Genomic DNA, 24,988 nt, shown 5'->3' on the forward strand with positions numbered 1-24,988 from the left:
AGTAGTTTTGATTTATCTTTAAGCGTTGCCAGGCCGTTATCAATCCCATCGGTGAAAAGCTTGAAGACTTCCGAGCCCCTGGCATAGAGCGTCGGATACCAGTCGGCAACATTGCCGATCGTCTTTCTTAAGTCGCCACAGTTTGTCGCAAGCTTCGTAAATATTGGACAAACTTCTTTTCCTGTCACTACTCTGAGAGTGCTGCAAAAAAATGTCGCTATTCTCTCGAATGCTCCGGGCAAACGCAGCGCCAGCGGCGCCTTCGACATTTTCCCAGCCGAAACAATCTGCGTTGCCACTCTTTTTGGCCCACCATGTGTCGATTGCCATTCCGCGTTTCTGGATTCCGGTTTGTCCCGCGCCGAACAGGTAGTACGAAGCGCTCGGAACAACAGAATCAGGATAGTCCTGATTTAAGTCGAACCCAAATACCGTGTGTTTCTGATTCTTCGCTTCATCCACCAATTTAGAGAGGGGCAATGTGGTTGAGATATTCGCGCCAGAACATCCGCTGCCGCTTGATTCGCTGCCTGGCAGGACACGTGTGACGCCCAATTCGGCAGCGTTCGCCAATGTGGCGTCGTCGGCACCTTTCCAAGGCAAATATCCAAGTAGCGCGGAGCCCTTTTTGCTAGTGGTGGCTTGAAAACCTCGCTTATACTCGTAATTGAAGTAAACGTATCCAAAATTCTCGCCAACTTCTTTGACGGAGAGCGCCGCTTCCTGGTAGCACGAACGGCCAAACAGGTATTTTTCTTGGAAAGCGGAGCTGAGAATTGGTATCCCCTGGACACTTGGCGCCAAGCCGCTGGGATCAATCACATTGATTGGATTATTTTTGACATAACGGTAGTAGTTGATATCGCCAGCGGCTATGCCGAGCGGGTCTTGCGTAACAAAGCGGCCGGCATCGGGATCGTAGAAGCGGCCCCCTTGGCGCGTGGAGTTGCCCGCCATGCCGAGGAAATAGAAGTCAAGCTCTGAATCGCGGTAGTAGCCTTGCTTGCCGACGAAGGTGAACGGGTTTTCGGAACTGCCGACATGGGTTTGCTGCAGCCCGAACGCCCGGTATTGGTAGCGGTTGGTGGCGAGTTCGTCCTCGTCCAGCAGCGCATCGGTCGACCACTGGGCGTCGTAGTTGTAATAGGTGTCGGTATCGTCGAACTCGTCGTACTCACTGACGAGTTGGCCGTAGTTCTCTAGCCCAAACGTATACTCGTGCTCAAGCGAATCGTCGTTGCCATCGTATTCGTGGAGCAGCCGCTCGAAATCGTAGAGAAAGTTTTTTGACTCAGTCGGGGTCTCTTTGCGCATCCGTTGGCCGCGGCCGTTGTATACGAACGAGACGGCGCCAGAAACCGGTTCGGCCAGCGCCAGCCTTCCGGCGGCGTCATATTCGTACTCGGTCAGCGTGACGGGGGTTTCTTTGCGGGTGCGGTTGCCGTCGGGATCGTACAGATAGGAGGTGACGCCATCGTCATCTTCGCTCTCCAGCAACTGGTTCGCCGGATCGTAGGCGTAGCTGGTGACGGCGGACGTAAAATTATCGACCATCGCCAGGCGATTGCCCGCGCCGTCGTAAGAGTAAGTCAGGTCGTACGAAGCCATTGGCGGCGGTCTCCTTTAGGCGCCATCGGTGCGCTGTTCACGCACGAGCTGATTGGTATTATCGTAAGTCCAGGTCGTCAGGGCGCCGTTCTAGCTCTCTCGAATCCTCTACCTTTCTCAGGACATCGCACAGAAAAAGACCGGATGTCCAAGGGGCAATTAATCTCTCAAAAAAATCGAAGCGAAAACCCCAATTCTGCTTCGGTTTTGGAAAAAACTCTAATATCGCCGCCACTGCGATGGTGGAACCAACTGTACGCCAGTGATTTTTTGCTCGACAATTCGCTCCGCCAAGGCATCGCTTATGCAAACGATTCGTGCCCAGCACTTGGCAACCAGGAAAAAGTGATGGTTAGCCGCCTTCGTCTCATCGATCGCAAGTCGCTCAATACGCGAAATGATGTCGGTATACCCGACCGCAGTTTCCATCTCAAAATCGGATTTCCCGCGGTCGATGCAGTCCACCTCTTCTAGCGGGTTGACATGGAAATACTGAACGCCCTCGAAAGGCTTCCCCTTCTGCAAGACCGTCAATTCGAAAAACTCGGCTTTGACGCCAATCTCCTTCAAGAGATCGCACAATTTGCGGGACGCTACAAATAGCATGTCGCCTACCCTGAAAAAGTCAGCAGGAGGTCCTTTTGAGTCAATGTCAATTGTGACTGCTGGAAAAAAACCGCTCATGGGTTTGCCGGCAAGACAACTGACCTTGTTATCTAACAAGTCATCCAGGTTTAAAATATCCGCGATAGTGAAATGTTTTTCTTCTGGATCTTGCCGAAAAATCAGGGCCATCTTAATGTCTCCAGTGATTAATGCTCAAGGGCATCGCTGAATCGTCCCAACAGGAATATTGGGATCAGTGCTTTGAAGCCAAATCTGATGGGCTATCAGGGCGCTTCGCAGTTTATCCTCAATGGCCGCCAGCTTAGCACAAAGGTTACAATCATTTACCAATCCAGCGTCATATTTAGCCCGAAGTTCATCAAGCAAATCTTGCGCGCACGTATAATAGTCTCCAACATGGCCTCCAGAATGCAAAGGAAGGCCTGTTTCCTGAGATTCCATTATTGTAAACGGCAACCTAAGTCCATTATTTTTGCCATTAATGTCGTATCCAAGCTTTGACGCTCTAATGACTATTTTTGACACCTTTGCGATATGACAGGGTATCAAATGATGCGGGCGATAATCGGGGTGACGCCCCCTGATGCTTGTCCAAAGCAGGTCACCTGTGCAAGGGGTAACTCTTCCGCCGCCCGACTTATACTGACAATCAAAATCTATGCCCGCCTTCACTGGGCCTGGCTTATTTTTATAGTCCTTGCAGCAGTCAGGATCTTCTGGGCAATCTTCATTTTCTGCGGTCGTTATTGTTGAACCGGGGGTTTTGTCTCCCCGGCGTTTTAGTATAGCTCCGGCGCATTTCTTAAGAAGTTCCTCTCGAAGGTCTGGGTCGCATCGATCCAGTTGCGATGTATTTTGAATATTCTTGCATCGTTTAATGAGTTTTACGATTGGTCCTTTGTCGCACGTTCGTTGCTTGCATCCTTTGGGGAGCGATAGACTGGTGTTGTGAACTACGATTCCCACCCACCCAACTGCATAGGTATGCGCGATTTCGACTTGTAAATTATATGTTTTTAATGAGACATTGGTGTGCGCAACAGAGAGGATACTCAATTCTTCTCCATGCCTCCCCATAATCATATCGCCTGCTCGAAGATCACGAGCGGATACCCATTGCCCAGTAATTTGTGATGTGGCAAGACCCGCAATATTCGCATGTGCCAATATGATGTCCGCGACACTATCACCCAGTTCCTCGACGATGGGGCGACTATTAAGCTCTTCACCATTAACAACCCAGAAGGGATGTCCTTCGGTGGCGGTAATTTTTTCTCCGGTCAGTTGCAGCGTCACAAGGTTGCCTGTGTAGTCAATGCTATAAGTCTCAAGAACTCTTCTTAAATTCCAGTCTCCTGATTCAACATCGAATGCCCAGACTCTCTCTCCTGCTTGAATGTCTTCGATTTGCATCTTGTCACCAGCGGTGTGGACTAAAGTGCCTGCAGGAAAGCACTGCCCCTTGCTTTTCCCGGGAGATTGTTTATCGCATTTGCCGCACCGTTTGTCGGCATTGTCGTCGGAGGTTTTCTTCAGCTTTTTGCCATACTTGCTTTTGAATTTGCGGCCGAGACTTCGAAACGCAGTTCCAACAAGAGACATCACCACAGTAATGCCATTGAACACGAAAAACCCGATCGTTGAAGCGACGAAACTCGCAATTGTCTCCACCTGTTCATCCGTAAATTCAAGGTGCGGAATCTCGTCTGGCGCGTTTCCGTTCTGCAGATCTTCAAATGTTTCACCAGCTTCTTGGGCAACGAGTTTTGCCTGGTCGACCTTGTCGTTGACTAAGTTCCAGAAGTCTGCGGCTTGGAACGCTTGCGTAATAAGATCCGCCCCGATATTGACGATGTCGAGGACTTTTCCAATGATCGAATTGATTGTTTGTCCTAGGCTTGCCCCCGCAGCATTTCCAGCTGCTGGAACTGGAATAAGCGTCCCGATTACGGTAGGCAACGCGACAATCGCAAGTTGGATGTAACCGCCGAGGCTGTCGATAATGGACACGCCTGCTTCCATCGCCCCGCCCAAGCCTTTCGTGCCCTTCCGCAAATCGCCGTTCAGAAAAGCCTGAAATGAGTCGTAACCATGCTTTTTCATGCTTTCATAGTTAGACCCGATTTCATTAATTGGGTTGATGATGCTGGGAATCCATTCCATCACTGCTTGGTACCATTCTGAAGGCTTGCTTAGAACGTCCGAGACAGTTGTTTGCATGGTGTCAAAGAAAATGCAAAGTGTCTTTGAGGTTATGTCGCGAATAACCTTAGTTCCGCCATATTTGGCGATAAGTTTATTGGAAAGGCCAATAACCTGAGATTTCGCACTGTTCCAGTAATAAGTGATGCAGTTCTTGGCGCCTGTAATGCGGTTTATGACCCAGTTCGTGATGTGAGTCTTGTGCTCTTCACGATTTTCCCACATGCATTCAATTAGTTTCATTACTTGAACAAAGCCCGCTCCGTAGCGATTGGCGTTCTTGAGCACAACTTCCGAGCCAGGAAGCATTTTGAAGCATGGACTATCGAGGTTTTCCATGATCCATTCAATCATCGGCGGGGTGGCACTGACCAACAGGCATTTTTTCGGGCGCCACTGGCCAAAGCCAGTGTCCTCTCTTTCTACCACCGCACAACTCAGAAGCAACAGAGCGGCTCAGGCTTCTGTTCTTTGACTCTTCCGCGTGGTTGATTTATCTTCCAATTTATCGACGACCCCCGTCGCTCTCGGAGTGAAGACACTGGCTGAAAAGGGGCCAGGGCTACGCGAAAAGATGCCTGTTCGTCAGTGCCAACCCGGCGAAGAAAAACACCGTTGGACAGTGCCGCCCAGCCGAACGCTACGGATCACGGGTCCGCGAAGAAATAGTAAGTGTGCAGAAACGACGCTTAACGCGGCTCCCGTGCATCCGCATTGTTATCTGAAACTCTTTTTGCGTTTCAGCTTGCCTCAAGAAGCAAGTAGTCGTTTCTCTTTGCGATCTCTGCAATCGACGCAGAAAATCCCTCGTGAAACTCTCTCATCTCCTCATCGATGAGCGGATTCTCCACTATCTCCACTAGGTTGGAATTTAAATTCTGAACCTCTGCAGGTGTTAGCCAGGAGAAGACACAGCCGTCGTGCTCGATCTCGCGTCCTCTCAGTGGACGACCTTTCTGGAGTTGCAGCAACGATGCATTAGCGCCGTCATCCAAATGATGTTCGAGCAAGGCCCGGTACTGTTCCCAGACATGATAGTGCTTCCAGCCATCGTTGACAGGGAGATCATCATAGACCTCGAGTTGGAGGTGCTTGACAAGCATCTCGAAGAGTGAGTTCCAAGAACCCGGTTCTTTGTCAGGTGGTTCATCACATTGAATCATGCTTGCGGTCAATTCGTTGAAGTCTTCAATGTCGCCATCGTCAGGGTCTTCATCCCCGTATTCTTCACGAAGCATTTCGAAATTAAGCCTGGAGAGAGCGTCGACTAAAGCTGTATCCTTGGATGCGACACAGTTTCGCATAGGTTCGATATCAGACAACGACGAGATGTGGAATCTGGTTGACATGGTTTCTTACTTAGCTTGCTGATTCAGATAACGGCGGCGGTAACGGGGCCGCCGCCAAAAAACTATGATTTCAAAACTCGCGTCATCGGCGGCTCCTGTTCACCGCTTGGTTAGCACGCATATGGATCGGGTGGCAGGCTGCCATCTGCTTCCGCTTCCGAAACCGGAATATCCGTGAGTGGCTCAAGTGACGGAATTCGCAGTCGCTGAACAACGTCGGCTTTGTAAGCCATAAATGACAGTACATTGTCTTTGATGCCCCATCGTTCGTCAATCTTCGCAAACTGTGGCGGCCATCTGTCACCAATGCGATATGCGAACGTCCCATGTTTTTCGCTGTAGATCAAGAACGCAACGTCGTCGTTGATCCATTCAATCATGCCAACGTCAGTGCCAACCCGGCGCCTATATTTTCGAGCGTCCTGGCTGTTCGATTGCGAGACGCTTCAGCAACGCGTCGTATATTTTTTGTTGCTCTGGGGTGACTGCGACAATCGACAAGGCGCGTAAGCGGTCAGTGAGTCGATCCCATTCGACTTGCTCTGTTTTGCACGTTTCGGCGTAATCGCCCAAGAGACGGCATAGCCACAAAAAATGTTGCGGCTGGGATGTCGGCATTCTCGTTTCGAATGCGTCAATCGCTGCGTCGCAAAGTCGTTTTTTGCGTGTGGTTTCGTGCCTCATGAAGCCCGCAAGCCCGATCCAATACGTCGTTTCTGGTTCGCGTTCAAGCGTTGGTAGCGGGACATGGTCAGTGTAGATACGCAGGATGTCAGCATTAAGGAATTCATCGTCTTCAGAACGGAGATCGGGGGCCATTTGGAACGCGGCGGCCTGTTGCTCGGCTGACTCGTGATCGGCAAATTTCGCCAGGATTAGCAGGATTTTGCGTCGAGCGGAATCCGGCATCATCCTACATATGCTTTGGAGGTTGCCGAATTCAGTGCTGAAATTACGCTCAAAGGGGAAACGCTCGCGCGTGAAGTAGTTTTGCAGTCGCTCGAGATGGGCTTGGTAAAAAGCCGCTTGTTGCTTTGGCGACAAGCGGCTGTAAGGGAATAGGCCATGCTGTGCAGAGATGTAACTGATGGCGGGAGTTTTGGGATTCGACAGCACTTCTAGGAGTGTCGACTGGTAGTCTTGGGCCGAGACCTGAGCTCGTAGGTGACCATAGCACTTTTGTTCTGCAGGCGATTCCCAAAGGTCTGCTGGTGTGACCGCATTCATACACCAGATCGCGAAAATTGGGTCGGCATCGCTACAACCAGCGAGCATCGCTTGCGCAGCGCCATGATGGTCGAGACGCGTCAGCAGGCTGCGGATGCGAGCGATCCGTTTTCGTTCGGCTTCGTTGGGGACGCCAGCCATACCGCACCGCCAAATGCCGATCGAGTCTTTCGCTAATAAGGCGAAGATGCGATCTCCTCCTTTTGGCTCGCGAGCGGTATTACCGTCGCGATAACCTTTACTGGAAATCATCACGTCGTTCAGCTCCATTGTTCGCGGCTCGAGGTAACGCCCGAAGAGATGGCGATCGATCCGGAGTTGAAACTGATAGACCGAATTCTCTCCGGACTTCATCCGCGTTGCGTGGATCAGTTCTCCTTCGACCCAACACAAGTCGCTTTCCAATATCTCGGCAAATTTATCTTTCGTGACGTTGATGATCGGGAAGACGATCTCATCCGTTGCGCCGACGATTTCTTGACCCTGAACAGGGAGAGCTGTAAGCGAAAAGGGAAGGATCAGCAGAAACACCGCGAGGTTCAATCGCAGCAGCTTTACCAGAGGGAAAGAAGCGATGCGAAGCGAACTGTGGTTGGTGCCGGATTCCATCGTGGCGGAGCCTCCTGGATGCGTCAAAATCCTTTCCGCCGTACTTACGGCGACGGAAAGGGAGGTTTGGGCATCTAGTCTACTGCTTCACCGCATCGACCGCCAACGTTTGAAACGCTTTTCGAACATCGCTGTCATCGCCGTTGCCGAACCCGCTGCGCTGGATCATCAGGATGAAGATCATTTGCTTGTCGGGATCGATCCAGCCTTGCGTGCCGAAGGCGCCGCCGTGGCCGAACGTTCCGGGGCTGAGCATCGCGGTGACCCCTTGCGGATCGCGGACCAAGTAGAAGCCAAGTCCCCAGCCGCAGCCGGGGGTGAACCCGGTTTCTAGGTCGCCGGTTTGCAGCTTGGTCATCTCGGCGACCGACGACTGCGAAACGTAACGCGTGCCGCTGGCTTCACCGCCGTTGAGCATCATTTGATAGAACTTCAGCAAGTCGGTCGCCGTTGTCACCAAACCGGCGCTGGGATTGGGGCCGGTGACTTTGCTAGGGTCCGAGTACGGATTGCCAGAGAACTTGAGCGTGCCGGGCTGATCGCCGGGGGAGTAAATCTTGGCGGTGCGTGCCTGTTGGGCGGCGCTAGGGAAGAAGGTGGTGTCGTGCATGCCGAGCGGTTGGAATAGGCGCGTTTCTAGAAACTTCTCTAGCGGCATCTCGCTGACGATTTCGACGATGCGACCAGCGACGGTGATGCCGGGGCTGTACGACCATTTGGAGCCGGGCTGAAACAGCAGCGAACGGGTCGAGATATCTTGGGCGGCGTCGGCCAGCGAAGTTTCAAACGATTGGCTTCCTTGAAAGCCGGCGGTGTGGGTTAGGCAATCGCGCAGCGTGATCGGCCGCGCGAGAGCTTCGCCGGTTTTCAGTTGGACGTCAGCGAAGGCTGGTAAGTATTTTGAGATCGGCTGGTCGAGCGAGAGTTTGCCTTCGTCGACCAGCATCATCACCGCGGTTGCGGTGACTGGTTTGGTCATTGATGCGATCGCAAACATCGTGTCGGTCGTCATCGGGCGCGCGTGTTCGAGATCGGCTTGGCCGTCGGCCGCATGATGAATGACTTGGCCCTTTTGGGCGACCAAGGTGACCGCCCCGGAGATTTTTCCCTCGGCGGCGAATTTTTGCATTGCCGCCGAGATGGCCGGTATTTGAGGCGTATCGGCGATCGCCAGCGTCGATAGCAACAGCAGCATTGGGAGCGAAACGAGTGCAATCAGGCAGCGCATCAGAAGACTCCAGCGGAAAAGGCATGATCTGGGGGAGCCCTTAATCTAACTGACTTTCTGACGGTTTTCCTGCTTTTGCACCCCCCGGCGGTCAGGTTTTTGGGGAGAAGGCGCCAGAAGAATTGACGATTGCGGTTGATTTTAGGGGCAATGTGGATAGGATTGGAATTGCAAGAGTGCAATTCGATTGCAAGTCTGGTCCTGATTGCAGAAAAAAAAGTCTCTCGATGCAGAATTTGACGGCCAAAATTGTGTTCCTCGCTTATGTCGCTTCGGTGACATTGGCTCAAGGACTGCACGGGCTGTCAGGTTGTACGCACGGACATGCGCACGGGCACGGAGCGGTGGTTCACGCTCATGTACATACGCATGGCGACCACGATCACCACCATCATCATCACGCACATGAGGTGCAGACGCCGCGAACAGCGCGGCAGAATGCGGTGGTGGGCGAGATCGTCCTGCGCAGCGAGTCGCACGACCTGCATCACTGCGCCATCTGCCACTTTTTGCAACAGAATCTAACTTACTCTGCGGCGACCGCTACGGATGTCGCCCAAGAGGTTGCTCGTTCACCCGAACCAACTTTGCCTGCTGCGCCGCAACTGGCGATTTTCTCTCCAGCTTCTCCTCGAGCTCCGCCGGTCGTGTAGGGCGAGGCGCAGTTTTGCTGCGCGATTGCCCTGCTGCTTATGACCTGTTTGGGATCGCAGTTTGTCTGCTGTGATCGGCCTGTCGGATGCTTTCGATCGTCAGGCGACTCAAGGATATGTATCTTTACTGGAGAGCAAAACGTGCCTAAGCGCGACGCATTTACGTTGGTTGAGCTATTGGTTGTGATTGCGATCATTGGCATTTTGATCGCTCTGTTGTTGCCGGCGGTGCAGCAAGCCCGCGAAGCGGCGCGGCGGATGTCGTGCACCAACAATCTGAAACAAATCGCCCTGGCGAGCCATAACTATCACGACACTTTCAAGTCGTTTCCGTCGGGCTGGATTGCGACGGTCGAAGGAACCAGCACGCCGTTTGCGCATGGTGAACCCGGTTGGGGCTGGGGAGCACAGTTGCTGCCGATGTTGGAACAGCAAAATGTGGTCGATAGCCTGATCGATTTCCGACTATCGATTCGCGACTCGGCCCATGAGGCGGTTCGCACGCATCATGTACAGGGATATCACTGTCCTTCGGACCGAGCGCCGTTTACGTTTGAAGTGCATGGCGAAGATCATGGCCACGGCGGCGGTGGCGGCGGAGCTGATGATATTGAGCTGGCTTCGGCCAGTTATGTGGGCGTATTTGGCTCGACCGATAATGGAGCGACGACGATCGAAGATTGTGAGTCTTTCACCGCTGGATCCAAGTGCGGAGGCAACGGTGTGTTACATCACAACAGCAGAACCCGATTTGCCGACATCACCGATGGTACGTCGAACACGTTCTACTGTGGTGAGCGAACGTTTACCGAAGAAGCGCCGTCGACCTGGGTAGGATCGGTGAGCGAGTCCGAGTACGCGATCGAGCGAATTTTGGGGATCGTTGACGCCCATCCGCCAAATGACGATGACAACCATCCCGAAGATTTCCGCAGCCGTCACCCGGCCGGAACTAACTTCGCATTTTGTGATGGTTCGGTCCATCTGATTGTGGAAACGATCGATATCCAGATCTATCGCAACCTGGCGAATCGCAACGATGGGGCGGTGGTTCCTTCGGATGCCTTCTAATCAAACGGCAGTAACCTACAATAAAGCAGGGGCCAGCATGGGCCCCTGTTTTATTTCTTGAAGATCGAGCGGTGCGACTACTTCTTTGTGGTTAGCAAACCTTGCTTTTGCAGGAAGGTGGTGACGACCGTGGGCCAGTGCGTGACTTCGTCCTCGGTCGGGCGAAGGCCGTAGCCATGTCCGCCGGTGGGGTAAATGTGCAATTCGGCCGGGATCTTGAGACGCTTCAAGCCCAGGAAGAACGCAATGCTGTTGTTGCACGGAATCGGATCGTTGGCAGCGTGAATCATGATTGCCGGCGGCGTATTGGCGTTGACTTCGGCTCGGTCATTGAGGACCACGCTATCCGGTTCGGTCGTCAGATAAGCGGGATAGACCAACACCAAAAAGTCAGGCCGGCAGCGAAGCTTGTCCGCTTCGTCGATAGGATCGTACGTTTTTAGGTCAGCGCCCACGCCGGTGATCGCGGTTAGGTTGCCGCCGGCCGAAAAGCCGAGTAGCCCAATGCGATTGGGATCGATGCCCCACTCGGCGGCATGCTGACGGGTAAGCCGAATCGCCCGCTGGGCATCTTGCAGCGGGCCGGTTTGGAAATCTCCCTTGGCGCGCGGCACGCGATAGGCGAGCAGCACCGCGGTGACGCCGATGTCATTCAACCATTTGGCGACTTCGGTCCCTTCTAGGTCATACGCTAAAATGTTGTAACCGCCGCCGGGGCAGACGATGACAGCGGCGCCATTGTTTTTGTCGGCGGCAGGTTGATAGACGGTGATCCGCGGCTTGGTGACCTTGGTCACTTTACTGCCGATTCGCTGGTCGATCTCTTCGACGATTTCTTCTTTGACGCTGGGGGCTTGGCCAGGAACCTGACCGGTAGGCCACAGCGTTAGCTCAACGTTGTCGGCCAAAGCAGGTGAAGCGGCGAGCGTAAGCAAGACGGCGGCAAGCATGGTTTTCATCGGTAGAAACCTTTGGAAGGGGCGCATGGGTGGTACCCGCGAGAATAGTCGACGCCGCGCAGCGATGCAACTTGAGCAGCTTGGCGTCGAAATCAGCATTCGGCCTGAAGTTCATACGCGGTCTTTGCGCCATGGCTGCGCAACAGATCGATCACCGCCGGATCATTGGTCCAGTCGAGCGCCGCCAATTGGCAACCGGGATCGCCGTACAGTTCGTAAAGCCGGTTCAAGTCGGCGCCGGCTTGGACTAGCAGCGTGACATAACGCAGGCGGCGCTCGGGCGTGAGTTTCCAATTGAGGGCCGAGACCAGCGCGCGATCGAGATTGGGATTGGCGCCGCGCTCGATCAGCAGTTCGACCACTTGATCCTTTTCGTGCAGGATTGCTGTCTGCAGCGGGGTCTCGCCGGTCGGAATTAATTGCACGTCGATTTTGTAGCCAGCGTCCAACATCACCGCGACGACCGATGCATCGCCCGCTTTGACCGCTAAGTTGAGCCAAGATCGTTTCAGGTCTTCGGTGGTGACAAAATCGCGGACGAGTGAAGGATCGGCGGCGAGGATCTGTTGGACAAGCGCCGCATCGCCGGCGTAAATAGCGCGACCCAGATTTTGATTAGCGGTCTGATCAAACAACGGAGCGTTCCTGAGGCGAAAGTTTCAAACAGGCTATTCTAATGGCTGCTCTGCTGCAGCGCCGACCGGATCGCGATAAACTCACCGACATTTTCGAGATCGATCACGCCGACAAGCTGGCCATTGGCGACGATCGGCATCGAGTTACACGCTCCCTGTTGGAGACGCTCGTACGCGGTTTGCAGCATCTCGCCGGGGGTCGCAACTTGAAAATCAGTCCGCATCACGGTGCTAACCGCCGCCGCATTGCCATTTTCGGCCAGCGCCTTTAGCAGGTCATGCTTGGTCAGCATTCCGACAACGTGACCACCCTCCACCACGGGGAAGTCTTGCTGAAACCCGGCCAACACATGCGCAGCCGCGGCGCCGAGCGTTTCGTGGGGCTGGACCGACTGAAAATGAGTGATCATCGCGCTGCGGATTGGAATGCCGGTCAATGCAAATCGGCGTGTCACCATCGCCGCTTCGGCGGTGGCGCCCATCCAGACAAACAGGGCGATGAAAACCAAAAACGGATTGTAGAAGAGCCCGACAAAACCGAAGAGAAACGCCATCATCTGGCCGATGCCGGCGGCGACTTGCGTTGCTGTGACGTAGTCCATGTTCATCGCCAAGATTGCCCGTAGGACGCGTCCCCCGTCCATCGGAAAGGCTGGCAGCATGTTGAACAGCACCATGATGACGTTGAAGCCAAACAGCACGAAGCAGATCGAGGCCGCCTGCTCCCAGACGGAATGATCGGTCATCGTGGAGATGGAAGCGTTTTCGGAAACGACCGAACTGAGATACTCCAGGGCCATGCTGCGGTCAGGCGCCAGACTACCAAGCAAGACGGTCAGCGCCAGAAAGAGGACCGCCAGCACCACATTGACCATGGGGCCGGCTATTGCGACAACCAGCTCTTGTTTGGGATCGTCGGGCATTCGTTCTAATCGCGCGACGCCGCCGATTGGCAGCAGCGTGATATCCTTGGTCCCAATCCCATAACGCCGGGCCGCCAACGCGTGTCCCAGTTCGTGCAGCACGACGATCGTGAAGATGGCGACAACCATCGCTAGGCCCAGCAGCGCATCACTGATATCGTTTCCCCGCGTCCAGTGGAGCGCGGCGAACCAGATCAAGATAATCAGGAAGGTGAAGTGGACGTAAACGCCGATGCCAAACAGCGTACCAATCCTTAACGACCATTTCATGCGAAAACGCCTTTCAGTCCAAGGTTGCCAGATCTAGGGTGAATTGTAGACGAGATTTGGGTTTGCTGAAGCGGCTTACCTAGGTTCAGACTTGGCACAAAACAAAAAAAACGCCGTACCCAAGTGGGTACGACGCCTTTGCTGAGCTTCAGCTATGTAAATGGTTCTAACTGGACAAGTTAGTCGCTACCGATGGCGGCTCCGATTCCGGCGCCAATGTTGGCGCCACCTTGACCACCGATCGCTCCGCCGATTCCGGCGCCGATGTTAGCGCCTCGTTGGGCGCCGCGATCGCCGCGGTAGTAGCCGTTGCCATATCCGGGGCCGTAGCCGTACCCGTTGTTGAATCCGCGGTCATATCGGTTGTACCCATTGTTGTAGCCGTTATAGCCACCACGATAGTACGTTCGGTTAGGGCCGTTGTAGTAACCATTGTTGTAGTACGCTTGGCCACCGTAGTTACCGCCGTATCCGTAATTGGATTGCGGGCGATAGTGGTTCGGACGGCTATAGGTGGCGCGATCGTACGACACCCAGTTGCCGCCGCGGTGGTACATCCAATTACCAGCAGGAGTCCAATACCACCATTCGCCGTTGTGCTGCTTGTAACGCCATTTGGCGTTGCGATCTTGGTTGTTCGCTTGGTCACGGTCGCGATTGTTGTCGCGGTCGCGATTCATGTTGGCACGATTGCGGGCATCAATGTCGGTGGTCGCATCGACATCCACACCGGGATTCGGATTGACGGGCGCCGCTGGATCAACGTCGACATCGACATCGGCTTTCATGTTCGCTTTGCCCTGCAATTGCGAATCGAGTCGCGGGGAGCGATCTGCTTCGACGTCGACATCAACGGCTGCGTCGCCTTGAGCAGCTGGCACAGGCAACGCCGTGTCGGGTTGAACTTTTGGCGGGGTGACAGCCGGGGGCGCATCTGCTTGGGGGACGTCTACATCCACATCGACGCCGGCATTGGCCGGGCCTTCGATTGCTTCGGTCAGATTTGCATCCTGAGCGGCAACTGGCAACGCTAAGGCGCAAATGCCCAACAAGCCCAGCCAACTCCAAGTGGTCTTTGTCATCGTGTGGTCTCCTTCGTCAAGTTCATCAGTCCGCCTCGCGTTTTTTGCAAACGCGGGATTGTTTTGTTGCTAGATAGAGAAGCAAAGTCCGTGCCGCTTGAGCAAAAGGTGGTTTTCCCGAGGGTTTTGCCAAAACGCAACCAGGGCGGCGCCGGCGCGGCGACCAGCCTGAACTATCAGCTTCCAATTGCCAAGCTTGCGTAACCAGACATGTGCGAAAGAGACGTTTCATTCGCGGGCGCTGCTGTGCGCGCGGATGAATGCGCCCAAATATGTTGTTGCAAGAATAGGCAGGAGCGATGCGAGAGAGTTCGCAAGCAAGAAATAAAAAAGCCCGGCGCGCGATTGCTAGGTGTCAACGCGCGTCGGGTTCACGCTACGGGTCAGTTACCTAACGCTCCGTGTAGCGTCCCTGTTCGACTGCGGTCATCTGGAGCCAGATAGACCGAAAGGGCCCATCAGCCGAACACTTTTAATCTAGGTCGCCAATTGCGTCGAAGCAAATAAATTTTTATTAGCTGCTCGCCGCTACTCAAAAAGGCCAGAAAGCGACGGCTAATCCGATCGCAGCCAGGCTCGCGACGCAACCAGCGACGACCAACGCTCCATCTTTGGCGGTCATCCCCAAGGCTATCAGCGAGATGGCGATCCCCGGAACCGCGACCGCAAACGGAAGAAATGCGAGCGGGATAAACAAGGTCGCCAGGATCATCACTAGCAAAGCGATCGCTGGACGAAACGGGGCTTCGATGAACATTGCATAGCGGTTATGAACCCACGGCTCGATCCATTGAGCCCATGGACGCGTCTTGTCGACCGCATTCACCAGCTTGTCGCGAGAAAATGAAAACGAGAGTAATCGCTTTGGCATCCAGATGTGCGATCGCGCAATCAACATCTGAGCTGCAATGATAAAAATTAAAACGCCGGTAAAGATTGAGGCGCCCGGCACAGCGCCTAGCGGAGAGACGGCAAGCACAGCGGGTACTAACAGCACCGGGCCAAAGCTACGACTGTTGAGGGCCTCTAAGACGTCACCCAGCGTAGCGCTCTCTCCGGTGGTATTGTTCACCAACTGGTCTAAGACGTCGCTCAAATTCTCCGGCGCGCAGGCCGTTTCCATCTTTGATCCTTTGGTTGTTACGCTGTGATTAATCGACAGGGTTCTCAGCTCGTCGTCCTTCGACGTCGATATCAACTCCATTCCCCCCGCCGATATCGATGTCCACTTTCGGCTTGCGCTCTGTTTCCAATGTTGCTGAATCGGTTGTCGAATCGATAGTGGCCGGCGGAGCTGCATCATCCGGCGTTTGATTCGGAGGCGTACAGCCGAGCGTGAACGCGGCGATGCAGATCGCACCCAGTCCGAAGTGGTACAAATCAAAGGGATCGATGCGGCGAAACATGAGCAGCACTCCTCTGAGAGTTGAATGGAGAAAACAAAGAATGGCTCGCTGTCTTGTGAACAAAGCGAGCCATTGGAGCAGGGGGAATCAGGCCAGCTCTCTGGTGCGGCCTAATTGCTTTCGGTAACGGGGGGATTCAAAGGCTGTGGGTTTCGTTCGACTTCGACTTCAACGTCGGAATCTGGCTCACCGCTGACGTTCTCCTGAACTTCTTCGGCTCCCTCTTCGATCGATTCGCCAGCGTCATCTAGCATCTTTTTGCCAGAATCGACTGCCTGACCGGCGTCATCTTTGATTTGTTGCGTGTTGACTTCGATCGTGGTCGTATCGTTGGTGCTTTCGACCTTGGCGTAGCCCATCGCATAGATGACTCCGCACGCGATCACGATTATTAATGCGATTGTCGCTAATACGCCGACGATCGAATTTCCACGACGTTCATTCAAATGGTTCATGCTTGTACTCCTAAGGTGGATGGGAAGGAAAGTTGGGATGACTTCCGTCGAATCACTTCTAAGGCATTTCATGGGCCAATTGATCGCGAAAGTTTCTAACTCGTTTGATAGACGAGGGTTGCAGCGTTCTGGCCCAGGCATCGGACTTCCTTGATGTTGGCTGTCCAGCGACCAGGCTGATTGCGCCACGCACGCAGTTCTGAGAGGAATAAGGTTGTTTAAATTTGCGCAAGCGTGTGTGGTTGCCGCAGATTTGACCGATTTGGACCAGATTCCAAGAAATTATCGCGACCTAAGCTTTAACGGTCGGCAATTTGCATACTAAGCGCATTTGATAAAGTTTTCACAAACTGCGGGACGGTTGATGGTCACTCGCCGTAGCGTGCTCTACCACTCACTAGAGCCAGGAGTGCAGCGAAGATCGCGCCGTCAATCACGGGTCAGACAATCGGCAGTGTGGCTTTACCGATGGATCACGAAAAATTCACGGATCCTGATCAATCGCAATATCCGTGCACGCAACAGCTCGCCGATAAACCCAAATGCGACTCAGCTCAACCGCCCCCTTGGGGAGTAGCCAGCGATAGGTCAACTATCCGTGAACACCAGCAACGAGTAGCAAGAATAGAAATTCGATCAAAGAATCATGGCGATCGCTATCTCAGATGAAATGGGCAAGTCTTTTCGAACGATCCAGCAAGGCAATCGGTGCGCCAGAGTGCGGTCGATTGTTAAAGCAATTCGTTTAAGGACGAGAGCTTTGCGCTGTTGTGGGGGTGGGATAAGTGAACGCCGCTGATCCGCCGAAGAAATTATTTCTCCGACTGATGGAGGCGTTCGCCGTGGGCGACTCGCTACCGGACTCTGTAAGGCGTATCTTTCCCTGGTTAGTTGCTGAGTTTGACTGCCGTTTCGGATGTGTCAGCATTCCTGACGATTCGGTGAGCCCGCGTACTCTCGCCGCACAGCTCTGGCATCCAGAAGATCTGATTGAGTGTGATGAGGTAGCCAAACGCCTGCGCCAGCGTTATTCGGAGGCGGCGACTGCCGAAGCAGGTGAAGTCGTCTTGCGCGCCTTTCAAGAGCGACAAGCGTTGATCGAGCCGCTCGACTCTACGATCGGCGGGGATCAATCCTTATCGATTTTGGTGCTGCCGATTTTCTTGGAAGACAAGCCCGTCTTAGCGATAGAGCTGTTTGGTGAGACCGAGAACCTGAAGCTAGAACGGATCGAATCGAAGCTCGCTGACGCCATGCGAGGGTTGTCTGTATTGGCCGCGTGTTGGTGTCGCGATCAGTCGTACCAGCGTCTGGCGCAGATTGTTGATTCGTCTTACGACGCGATTATCAGCACCAACATGGATGACGTAATCACCAGTTGGAACGCAGGCGCCGAAGCGGTGTATGGCTACCAAGCCGCCGAAGCAATCGGGCAACCTGTGTCGGTTTTGTTTCCCCCGACCCAGCATGAGGAAGAGCCGGAAATCAAAGCTGCTCGGTTGAATGGCAACCGATTAACGCAATTTGAAACAGAGCGCCGTCGCCGAGATGGTCGCATCATTTCGGTTTCGATCACGGTCTCTCCGCTGCGCGACGCCGGTGAGCGAATCGTTGGGATCTCGACGATTGAACGCGACATTTCAGAACGGAAATTCGCCGAGCGAGAGCTGCGAAAAGCTCAGGCTTCCGCCGAACGAGCCAATCGGGCGCGGAGCGAATTTCTAGCCAATGTCAGTCATGAGATTCGTACGCCGATGAACGCGATTATCGGCATGACCAAGTTAACTTTGGGTGAAAATCTGCCGGATGCGGTGCGGGAATATGTGGAAACGGCGAATTCCTCGGCTCATACGTTGTTGAGTTTGTTGAATGACATTCTCGACTTTTCCAAAATCGAGTCCGGCAAGTTCACCATTGATCGATCCGAATTCAATTTGCGGCAGACGATTGATGAGACGATGAGGACGCTCTCGGAGCGAGCGTTCTCGAAGGGTTTGGAAGTTGCGATTGATTACGATTCGCGCATCCCTGAAGAGTTGATCGGCGATGCGATTCGGCTGAGACAAATCATCACCAATCTGGTTTCTAATGCGGTGAAGTTTACTGAAAGCGGAGAGGTTCTCCTGTCGGTCAAACTGCTGCGACGATTTCCGCGAGAAGTGCGCATTCGCTTTACCATTAGTGATACCGGGGTCGGCATCACGCATGCGGATCAACATCGAATCTTTGAGCCGTTTACGCAAGTCGACAGTTCTTCGACACGCAATTTTGGCGGTAGCGGCTTAGGGCTGACGATTTGTCACGAATTGTTGGAGCTGATGGGGGGGCGTCTTGAACTGAAAAGTGAGCCTGGGGTCGGCAGTCGGTTTTCGTTTGCGCTTCTCTTTCCTCTGACGCGCTCCGCCGAAACTCGCCTGCGAACCGCGGTCCTGCCGCCAGAATTTGCCGGAATGCAAGTCTTGGTCGTGGACGACAACGAGACGAATCGAAAAATATTGCGAGAGCTCTTACGAGCCTGGGAACTGGACGCGTTCACTACGCCCGACGCCGAAGAGGCGGTTCGTTTGTTTCACGAAAAACAAAAAGTGGGCGATCCCTTTGATTTGGTTCTGATTGACGCATTGATGCCGGGCATCGATGGTTATGACTTGTGCAAACGCCTGAAAGAGGTCGCCGGTAAGACTCCGCCGATCATTTTGATGGCGGCGCCCAGTGACCGGCATCATTTTCGTGAGCGAGAAGCAGACTTGCCGATCCGCTCGACGTTGGCGAAACCGATCACCGCATCAAGTTTGCATGATGCCCTTATCGAAGCGATGTCGCTCGCCGCTCCCGAGAGTCAACGATCTCGCTCGGTTGAAGTTTTGTCGAGCCATCACGCGCTGCGCGTGATGCTGGTCGAAGACACGGCCGCCAATCGCAAGTTGGTCACCAGTCTGCTAAAAAAACGAGGGCACATCGTCGTCGAGGCGCACAACGGACGAGAATCGCTCGAGAAGTTTCGCGATGACGAGTTTGATGTTATTTTAATGGACGTGCAGATGCCGATTATGGACGGTCTGCAAACGACCGCAGCGATCCGTCAGATCGAACGGGAAGAAGGTTATGAGCCGACGCCGATTATCGCGATGACCGCTCATGCGATGCACGGGGATCGCGAGAAATGCCTCGGCGCCGGAATGGATGCGTATATCTCGAAGCCGATCGATATTGACGATCTGCTTGCTACCCTCGAAAGCCTGGCCAACGATTTTAACAGCAACATGAACGGCGAAAGTGAATCAAACCCGATCAAGATCCGCCCACCAGGGGAGCCTTTGCAGCTAGAAGCGACTCTGGAGCGTCTGGGAGGTGATCTTGAGTTGTACCGTGATTTTGTTGTTTTTTACGACGAAGATTCGCAACAACTGTTGAGCGAGCTCGTCGAAGCGGCCGATGCGGGCGATGCACGGCGCATCGAAATGATTTCGCATAGTCTCAAAGGCTTGGCCGGCAACGTCGGTGGAGAAGCGGCGGCAAAAGCGGCCAGCGAAGTAGAAGAAGCTGCTCGGACCGGCAAAGTTGAGCAAGCCCAGGGAATGGTCGCTACGATGCTGCGCGAATTTGAGCGGCTGGCGAAAGCCTTGGAACCATTTCGCCGTTAAAGGACCTGTTGCTGGTCGCCGCACTTCCAGAGCGACGCCGTTCAAGTCACCAGCCGTTGGTCAACTAATGACTTTCTAGACGTAGCGAGAATTCTAACTCGTTACACAGGTTGCAGTTGTGGGTTCTTTTTGCCGCTTTTGTTGCGTTTGGCATACCAGCTGCATTAGTGAATCATTAAGAACACAACATCTCGCATCCATCCCTGGAACGCGAGATCATCCAACGAACCTGAGCTTTACAAAGGAGACTGCCATGTTGTCATGGGCCCTGATGTTTTTCATTATCGCGTTGATTGCTGCCGGACTTGGTTTTGGTGGTGTTGCTGGCGCCGCAGCCGGTATCGCGAAGATTTTGTTCTTTGTCTTTTTGGTCCTGTTTGTCGTGAGTCTGTTGGGTGGCCTGGTTCGTCGCCCTGTCGCCTAGGCGCCGACTCTCGTTGAAAACGCCGGGCGTAACGTCGCCCGGCCCGGGTTAATCAACGACGGCAAGCGTCATGCGGAGAAGAATTTCTCGAGTCATTCCGTTCTTTTCATTCAGGGGCCGTCATGTCGCATATGAACACCATCTACCAATTGGACGAAGAGACGCTTGCGGCACTCAGTGAGTTAACACGAGTTTTGCATGATAGCCAGACAGCGCTGACCGACTCTGCCGCTAAGGTAGAGTGTCCGCAAACGGCGCGGCTCTTTTATGAACTGGCGACGCGACGTGCTCAGCTTGAACATGAATTACGTCAATACTTGCAACTAAACGACCATAAAACTCCTTCTTCCGGCACGTTAACGGGAGAAGCGCAAAAGATTTGGATGGCGATCCGCTCTTCCGTCTCAGGCGGCAAGTTGGAATTTATTCTGGCTGACATGCAACGGATGGAGAATTACTTGGTCGATGAATATAAAAAGTTATTACCTAAGACGGCCGGCAGCCCTTTAAATGCCGTTTTGAACGAACAGTTCGTTGCAGTGAACCAAGGCCGCGATCAAATCCGCGAGTTTTGCGAACAAAAGCTGCAATAGAACGACCGGACCTTCCGGCAGGCGATCGGAAGAAGTTGGGTGATGGGAGGGAACGCGGCTGCAATTGCAGCCGCGTTCTTTTTTTGGACAAGGAGAATAGTCATGAGCCAAGATTGTCTAATCGGCACGTTTGATTCGTCCGCAGATTGGGAGACCGCCCAGCGCGAAATGGAACTGCGGGGGCTGACCCCGAAAAATTTCAAGCTGCTCCGCGATGAGCATGATGTGCGTGCGCTTGCGCCGCATATTGCGTTGCAGTCGGATCAAGCCAAGCCGCGACTTCTTTGGGGGGCTGCAATCGGCGGCTTTTTGGGGGCAGTGGGATCGGTGTTTGCTGTCTTTGCGATGGCAGGAGAACTGTCGGCCACTAGCGCACCGCTGGGGATCGCAGTTACCGGCGCGATCGTCGGCGCATTGCTGGGAGCGATGTCTGGTTGGGGAGTTCCTCGCAGTCAAGAAGCCGAGATCGTTGCACTGCTGAAAGATCGACAAGGGGTGGTGGTGCGAGGAGATCCCGAGCAACTAGCGCAGGCCGAACACGCGCTGCGTGCAGCCGATGCAGTTGCGATACGTTACTACGCCGCACCGACCGATTCGCCAGATCTCATCGCGTCAGGCTGGGATCTAACGGAGGAGAGTCGACCCCATCATGCAGCGTGAGTCCATTGATATTTTAGGAACACAAACTCTGCATGGGCGATCAATCTCTCCGTGCAACCGGGTTCCATCTTGAGCAGTTGTAAATCACCGCAATTTCAAGACTGGTGCCTTGGGCTGTGATTGCGCAAGGCGGATTTGCAAGAGCGAGGAAGCAGGACGAGGGTTACTCGTCCCCTTTGACGACCTGTTCGACGGTTATGCTAAGTGCCCGCATTTTATGACGCAGGCTGCCGCGGGTGATACCGAGGAGAGCGGCCGCTTTCGATTGATTGCCGCCTGTTTTGTCGAGCACGAAGGACAGCAGGCGATGCTCCATCCACTCCAAGGATTCGGCGTACATATCTTCGGAGCCACGTTTTTCGAGCTGCCCCAAAAAGACGTCAAACGCGTCATCTTGGCTGCCGGTTGAGTCGTTCCTTGACGGAGCAGGCGCGCCAAATAGTTCTGGCGGCAGCCATTCCGGCGCCAGGACTGTGGATGTGGCCATTAACATCGATTTGCGGAGTACGCCTTGCAACTCGCGGATGTTACCGGGCCAATTGTAGGATTTCAGTCGCGATAACGATTCGGCTGAAAGTCCGGTGATCTCTTTGCCGAGTTGCTTGTTGAACTGCTTGAGGAAGTATTGCACAAGTTGCTCGAGATCGCCGTCACGATCACGGAGCGGCGGAATCCCAATTTCAAACGACTTCAAGCGATGATACAGGTCCAAGCGGAAGTCGCCATCGGCGATCATCTCTTCCAAGTCACGATTGGTGGCCGAGATGATACGGACATCGGTGGAGATAGTTTCGGTGCCGCCGAGACGCTCGAAACGCTGATCTTGCAGGAGCCGGAGGACTTTGGCCTGAATCGTCAGGGACATATCCCCCACTTCATCCAGGAAAATCGTGCCGCCGTTGCATTGTTCAAACTTACCAATGCGACGCGAATCGGCGCCAGTAAAGGCGCCTTTTTCATGGCCGAACAGTTCGCTCTCAAGCAAGGTTTCGCTGAGTGCAGCGCAGTTGACCGCCAAAAATGGCTGATCATTGCGGTTACTGTGCTGGTAGATCGCTCTGGCGATTAGCTCTTTGCCGCTGCCGCTTTCGCCGCGCACCAGGACGTTGACGTTTTGAGCCGCGACGCGTCCCACTTCTTTGTAGACCGCCAACATTTGCGGGCTGCGACCGACAAGCAGGTCGCCGGCCTCGTTTTCGTTCTCTTGCTGCGGCGTCAAAACGACCGGTTCGTGCATCAAGCGGCGATTCTCGATCGCACGCTCCACTAATTCCTGCACCATACCGATGTCGAGCGGTTTGACCAAATAGTCATATGCGCCCAACTTCATCGCTTCGATGGTCGTTTCGCTGTCGTCACGACCGGTGACAAAGATGATTGGTAATTTAGAATCGATCTTCCGGATCTGGCGGGCAATATCAAGCCCGCTGATCTCCGGCAACATAATATCCAGCAGTAGCACGTCGACTGCGTGGTTTTCAATTAGCGGAATGACATCCGCGGCACGCTGGGTGGTCAACACTTCTACAGAGCTGCCTTCAAAGCAACGCTGGACAAGGCGAGCTACGGCTCGGTCATCGTCTACGACAAGAATCTGCGTCATGTATGTTTAGAGACTAGCGGATCTTCCGCCCCCCCTCCTCAAGAGTAATTCCCGGCTAGCGACAGTTTACTCCCTTACGTATCGATTAGTCTAGTTGCGACAGGTCCATCAGCGGGGTTTGCGTGAAACTTTGTCAAATCACCACGAAAGGTGGGGGCAGCCAGATCGTAGTCGATTACTGCGCCAAATTCTCATCGGCCGTCACAGGACGGTGCATCTGCTCTAAGTGAATCTGATCGACATCCAGGCAAGCGCTTTCGATATAGATCCCCAATTTTCCCTCGGAAAAGGTCTGGTCGGCCAGCGAAATCACGATCCGATCATCGATCGAAAACTCAATGTAGCTGCCGTATGCGACCAGGCGAATCTCGCAAGGGCGGTCCAAACGGCTTCTCCAGTAGCCGGCTTGCAGCGTCGTAAATTGCATCATGTGCTCGCCGGTCGCCGTGTGATCGGTACCCCACGCGCGCAATTGGGCGACGCCGCGATACATGTCGAGAGAGAGAAAATACCCATCTTGCGTCTCGGGATTGATTCGAAAGACGAGCCCGCACTTACCGTTCCCTTGCATATCAAGGCGCGCGCGGAAGCGAAAACAATTGACCGTCGAGCCAAGCAAAAATGCCTGAAACCCGGCATTGTTTTGCAAGCGAATTGAACCGGTTTCTTGAGTGACTTCGGCCGAGCCATCTTTGTCAGCGAGCATTTTTGAGATCTTAAAAACCTCGCTCGTCACATCCGCTTTGATCCGTTTGTCAAAACCTTCAAACGACGCGACTTGCAATTGACCATCCGGCAGTTGCCGAAGTCGCTTAGGCGGGGGGAGCAAGTTTTTTACGGTCCGCCGGTTGATGTCGTGTGAATAAAAGTTCCAGATCATCGGGCCATGGTCGTCAAAACAGATTCGCCCGGCGTAGTTGCCCCGCGGCAATAGCACGTTGTCGAAAAAGTTGGCCCACGGTTGTTCGAGATCGGCGGCGTGCCAGTATCGAATTTTCGCGTCTTCTCGAATGCTGCCGACCAAATAACGTTCGCCGCGCAGCTTTATCAGATTAGGAACCTCGATATCGTCGTAAAGTCCGGGATGAAATAGACAGGGATTGGCTTCAAACTGGTTTTCGGCCGTTTCTTCCAGCAGCGCAACGCAGCCGCGCCGGCATACGGGACCATCCGGAACTCGGGCAGCCGCTAGGAGCCAGCCTTGATTTTCGTCGCGATAGTAGAACGGATCGCGCCAGCTGATCCAGCTGCGCCCCTCGGATAATTTGCTCTCGTAGTAAGGCGTCGGCGACTCCAGCGGAAAATGACTCGTCTCGTCATAATGGGCATTGATGTTGCTCGCTGGCGCATTCGTCACGCGGCAACGTTTGCATTGGCTGACCCAGTGGACCGGCGTTTTGACCCATTGAAATAAGTCATCGCTGGTCGCCATCCCGAGCCGCTGGACCAGTCCGTTATCGTGCTGCGCGAGCCCGGTATAGAACATGCGCCACGAGCCGGGCTTAAACGGATTGGGCGAGACATGCATCGTCCACAGCATCGAATCGTCCCAAGCGCCGGGATGCCCGATGAATATTGCATTCTCGACCCGATGCCAGGCCAAGCCATCGTCACTGACCGCATGTGCGATAAAGTCGTGATTCGGTAGGACGAGGTGAAACAGGTGATAGACTCCATCGTGAAACACGACGTCCACATCCCCCATCGTCTTGCGACTGCTTTCCGACTCTTGATACATGATGCTTAATATCGCTCCAGCT

At 53.9% G+C, this 24,988-nt stretch carries 22 protein-coding genes; 6 read left to right on the forward strand and 16 right to left on the reverse strand.

What is annotated here, in order from left to right; translation table 11 throughout:
- Positions 1 to 39: 39 nt before the first annotated feature.
- The 7 genes from SH421x_RS02235 to SH421x_RS02265 all read right to left on the reverse strand — a co-directional run bounded on the left by SH421x_RS02235 (position 40) and on the right by SH421x_RS02265 (position 8,850).
- Entirely contained in the window at positions 40 to 1,608 is a 1,569-nt protein-coding gene (locus SH421x_RS02235) for an RHS repeat domain-containing protein (RefSeq protein ID WP_488853688.1), read from the reverse strand.
- A 219-nt stretch (positions 1,609 to 1,827) separates the two neighbouring features.
- Positions 1,828 to 2,403, reverse strand: a complete 576-nt coding sequence (locus SH421x_RS02240; RefSeq protein ID WP_488853689.1) for an Imm43 family immunity protein — start codon at positions 2,401 to 2,403, stop codon at positions 1,828 to 1,830.
- A 24-nt stretch (positions 2,404 to 2,427) separates the two neighbouring features.
- Positions 2,428 to 4,776 carry a polymorphic toxin-type HINT domain-containing protein gene (locus SH421x_RS02245; protein ID WP_488853690.1) on the reverse strand — a complete coding sequence of 783 codons (2,349 nt, stop codon included), beginning with the start codon at positions 4,774 to 4,776 and terminating at the stop codon, positions 2,428 to 2,430.
- A gap of 401 nt (positions 4,777 to 5,177) precedes the next feature.
- Positions 5,178 to 5,675 carry a hypothetical protein gene (locus SH421x_RS02250; protein ID WP_488853691.1) on the reverse strand — a complete coding sequence of 166 codons (498 nt, stop codon included), beginning with the start codon at positions 5,673 to 5,675 and terminating at the stop codon, positions 5,178 to 5,180.
- A gap of 221 nt (positions 5,676 to 5,896) precedes the next feature.
- On the reverse strand, positions 5,897 to 6,166 hold the full coding sequence (locus SH421x_RS02255) for a hypothetical protein (protein WP_488853692.1): 270 nt from the start codon (positions 6,164 to 6,166) through the stop codon (positions 5,897 to 5,899).
- Positions 6,167 to 6,191: 25 nt separating this feature from the next.
- Entirely contained in the window at positions 6,192 to 7,622 is a 1,431-nt protein-coding gene (locus tag SH421x_RS02260; RefSeq protein WP_488853693.1) for a hypothetical protein, read from the reverse strand.
- 79 nt (positions 7,623 to 7,701) lie between these two features.
- A complete protein-coding gene (locus SH421x_RS02265; RefSeq protein WP_488853694.1) occupies positions 7,702 to 8,850 on the reverse strand; it encodes a serine hydrolase domain-containing protein in 1,149 nt (382 codons plus the stop codon).
- A gap of 227 nt (positions 8,851 to 9,077) precedes the next feature.
- Between SH421x_RS02265 and SH421x_RS02270 the strand changes: the two genes are divergently transcribed.
- Together SH421x_RS02270 and SH421x_RS02275 are read left to right on the forward strand one after the other, a co-directional pair.
- The gene (locus tag SH421x_RS02270; protein ID WP_488853695.1) at positions 9,078 to 9,503 is read left to right on the forward strand and encodes a hypothetical protein; all 426 of its coding nucleotides are present in this window, start codon (positions 9,078 to 9,080) and stop codon (positions 9,501 to 9,503) included.
- Positions 9,504 to 9,644: 141 nt separating this feature from the next.
- On the forward strand, positions 9,645 to 10,574 hold the full coding sequence (locus SH421x_RS02275) for a DUF1559 domain-containing protein (protein WP_488853696.1): 930 nt from the start codon (positions 9,645 to 9,647) through the stop codon (positions 10,572 to 10,574).
- Positions 10,575 to 10,651: 77 nt separating this feature from the next.
- Here the strand turns inward: SH421x_RS02275 and SH421x_RS02280 are convergent, their stop codons facing one another.
- The 7 genes from SH421x_RS02280 to SH421x_RS02310 all read right to left on the reverse strand — a co-directional run bounded on the left by SH421x_RS02280 (position 10,652) and on the right by SH421x_RS02310 (position 16,304).
- The gene (locus tag SH421x_RS02280; RefSeq protein ID WP_488853697.1) at positions 10,652 to 11,533 is read right to left on the reverse strand and encodes an alpha/beta hydrolase; all 882 of its coding nucleotides are present in this window, start codon (positions 11,531 to 11,533) and stop codon (positions 10,652 to 10,654) included.
- Positions 11,534 to 11,625: 92 nt separating this feature from the next.
- Positions 11,626 to 12,168: an ankyrin repeat domain-containing protein gene (locus SH421x_RS02285; protein ID WP_488853698.1), complete on the reverse strand. Its 543-nt coding sequence runs from the start codon at positions 12,166 to 12,168 to the stop codon at positions 11,626 to 11,628.
- A gap of 38 nt (positions 12,169 to 12,206) precedes the next feature.
- A complete protein-coding gene (locus tag SH421x_RS02290) occupies positions 12,207 to 13,361 on the reverse strand; it encodes a site-2 protease family protein (protein WP_488853699.1) in 1,155 nt (384 codons plus the stop codon).
- A gap of 179 nt (positions 13,362 to 13,540) precedes the next feature.
- Positions 13,541 to 14,443, reverse strand: coding sequence for a hypothetical protein (locus SH421x_RS02295; RefSeq protein WP_488853700.1), 903 nt, complete (start codon positions 14,441 to 14,443; stop codon positions 13,541 to 13,543).
- Positions 14,444 to 14,975: 532 nt separating this feature from the next.
- Entirely contained in the window at positions 14,976 to 15,566 is a 591-nt protein-coding gene (locus SH421x_RS02300) for an exopolysaccharide biosynthesis protein (protein WP_488853701.1), read from the reverse strand.
- A 28-nt stretch (positions 15,567 to 15,594) separates the two neighbouring features.
- On the reverse strand, positions 15,595 to 15,849 hold the full coding sequence (locus tag SH421x_RS02305; protein WP_488853702.1) for a hypothetical protein: 255 nt from the start codon (positions 15,847 to 15,849) through the stop codon (positions 15,595 to 15,597).
- A 110-nt stretch (positions 15,850 to 15,959) separates the two neighbouring features.
- A complete protein-coding gene (locus SH421x_RS02310; protein ID WP_488853704.1) occupies positions 15,960 to 16,304 on the reverse strand; it encodes a hypothetical protein in 345 nt (114 codons plus the stop codon).
- A 941-nt stretch (positions 16,305 to 17,245) separates the two neighbouring features.
- On the opposite strand from SH421x_RS02310, the gene SH421x_RS02315 reads away from it, so the two are divergent.
- From SH421x_RS02315 to SH421x_RS02330, 4 genes are all read left to right on the forward strand, one after another.
- Complete coding sequence (locus tag SH421x_RS02315) at positions 17,246 to 19,948, forward strand: PAS domain-containing hybrid sensor histidine kinase/response regulator (RefSeq protein ID WP_488853705.1); 2,703 nt, start codon at positions 17,246 to 17,248, stop codon at positions 19,946 to 19,948.
- Between the two features lie 253 nt (positions 19,949 to 20,201).
- A complete protein-coding gene (locus SH421x_RS02320) occupies positions 20,202 to 20,372 on the forward strand; it encodes a DUF1328 family protein (RefSeq protein ID WP_488853706.1) in 171 nt (56 codons plus the stop codon).
- A 122-nt stretch (positions 20,373 to 20,494) separates the two neighbouring features.
- Positions 20,495 to 20,965 carry a PA2169 family four-helix-bundle protein gene (locus SH421x_RS02325; protein WP_488853707.1) on the forward strand — a complete coding sequence of 157 codons (471 nt, stop codon included), beginning with the start codon at positions 20,495 to 20,497 and terminating at the stop codon, positions 20,963 to 20,965.
- A gap of 102 nt (positions 20,966 to 21,067) precedes the next feature.
- Positions 21,068 to 21,625 carry a hypothetical protein gene (locus SH421x_RS02330; protein WP_488853708.1) on the forward strand — a complete coding sequence of 186 codons (558 nt, stop codon included), beginning with the start codon at positions 21,068 to 21,070 and terminating at the stop codon, positions 21,623 to 21,625.
- Positions 21,626 to 21,788: 163 nt separating this feature from the next.
- On the opposite strand, the gene SH421x_RS02335 is transcribed toward SH421x_RS02330, so the two are convergent.
- Both SH421x_RS02335 and SH421x_RS02340 read right to left on the reverse strand, forming a co-directional pair.
- Complete coding sequence (locus SH421x_RS02335) at positions 21,789 to 23,228, reverse strand: sigma-54-dependent transcriptional regulator (RefSeq protein WP_488853709.1); 1,440 nt, start codon at positions 23,226 to 23,228, stop codon at positions 21,789 to 21,791.
- Positions 23,229 to 23,403: 175 nt separating this feature from the next.
- Positions 23,404 to 24,966 carry a glycoside hydrolase family protein gene (locus SH421x_RS02340; RefSeq protein ID WP_488853710.1) on the reverse strand — a complete coding sequence of 521 codons (1,563 nt, stop codon included), beginning with the start codon at positions 24,964 to 24,966 and terminating at the stop codon, positions 23,404 to 23,406.
- Positions 24,967 to 24,988: the final 22 nt, after the last annotated feature.

The sequence above is a fragment of the Blastopirellula sp. SH421 genome (genome assembly GCF_057808535.1).

Coding starts and splice junctions, on each gene's coding strand:
- SH421x_RS02325 (WP_488853707.1), top strand. CDS start 20,495: ATGTCGCATATGAACACCATCTACCAATTGGACGAAGAGACGCTTGCG.
- SH421x_RS02335 (WP_488853709.1), bottom strand. CDS start 23,228: ATGACGCAGATTCTTGTCGTAGACGATGACCGAGCCGTAGCTCGCCTT.
- SH421x_RS02340 (WP_488853710.1), bottom strand. CDS start 24,966: ATGTATCAAGAGTCGGAAAGCAGTCGCAAGACGATGGGGGATGTGGAC.
- SH421x_RS02330 (WP_488853708.1), top strand. CDS start 21,068: ATGAGCCAAGATTGTCTAATCGGCACGTTTGATTCGTCCGCAGATTGG.
- SH421x_RS02240 (WP_488853689.1), bottom strand. CDS start 2,403: ATGGCCCTGATTTTTCGGCAAGATCCAGAAGAAAAACATTTCACTATC.
- SH421x_RS02235 (WP_488853688.1), bottom strand. CDS start 1,608: ATGGCTTCGTACGACCTGACTTACTCTTACGACGGCGCGGGCAATCGC.
- SH421x_RS02305 (WP_488853702.1), bottom strand. CDS start 15,849: ATGTTTCGCCGCATCGATCCCTTTGATTTGTACCACTTCGGACTGGGT.
- SH421x_RS02250 (WP_488853691.1), bottom strand. CDS start 5,675: ATGCTTCGTGAAGAATACGGGGATGAAGACCCTGACGATGGCGACATT.
- SH421x_RS02300 (WP_488853701.1), bottom strand. CDS start 15,566: ATGGAAACGGCCTGCGCGCCGGAGAATTTGAGCGACGTCTTAGACCAG.
- SH421x_RS02270 (WP_488853695.1), top strand. CDS start 9,078: ATGCAGAATTTGACGGCCAAAATTGTGTTCCTCGCTTATGTCGCTTCG.
- SH421x_RS02320 (WP_488853706.1), top strand. CDS start 20,202: ATGTTGTCATGGGCCCTGATGTTTTTCATTATCGCGTTGATTGCTGCC.
- SH421x_RS02295 (WP_488853700.1), bottom strand. CDS start 14,443: ATGACAAAGACCACTTGGAGTTGGCTGGGCTTGTTGGGCATTTGCGCC.
- SH421x_RS02265 (WP_488853694.1), bottom strand. CDS start 8,850: ATGCGCTGCCTGATTGCACTCGTTTCGCTCCCAATGCTGCTGTTGCTA.
- SH421x_RS02310 (WP_488853704.1), bottom strand. CDS start 16,304: ATGAACCATTTGAATGAACGTCGTGGAAATTCGATCGTCGGCGTATTA.
- SH421x_RS02260 (WP_488853693.1), bottom strand. CDS start 7,622: ATGGAATCCGGCACCAACCACAGTTCGCTTCGCATCGCTTCTTTCCCT.
- SH421x_RS02245 (WP_488853690.1), bottom strand. CDS start 4,776: ATGGAAAACCTCGATAGTCCATGCTTCAAAATGCTTCCTGGCTCGGAA.
- SH421x_RS02255 (WP_488853692.1), bottom strand. CDS start 6,166: ATGATTGAATGGATCAACGACGACGTTGCGTTCTTGATCTACAGCGAA.
- SH421x_RS02290 (WP_488853699.1), bottom strand. CDS start 13,361: ATGAAATGGTCGTTAAGGATTGGTACGCTGTTTGGCATCGGCGTTTAC.
- SH421x_RS02280 (WP_488853697.1), bottom strand. CDS start 11,533: ATGAAAACCATGCTTGCCGCCGTCTTGCTTACGCTCGCCGCTTCACCT.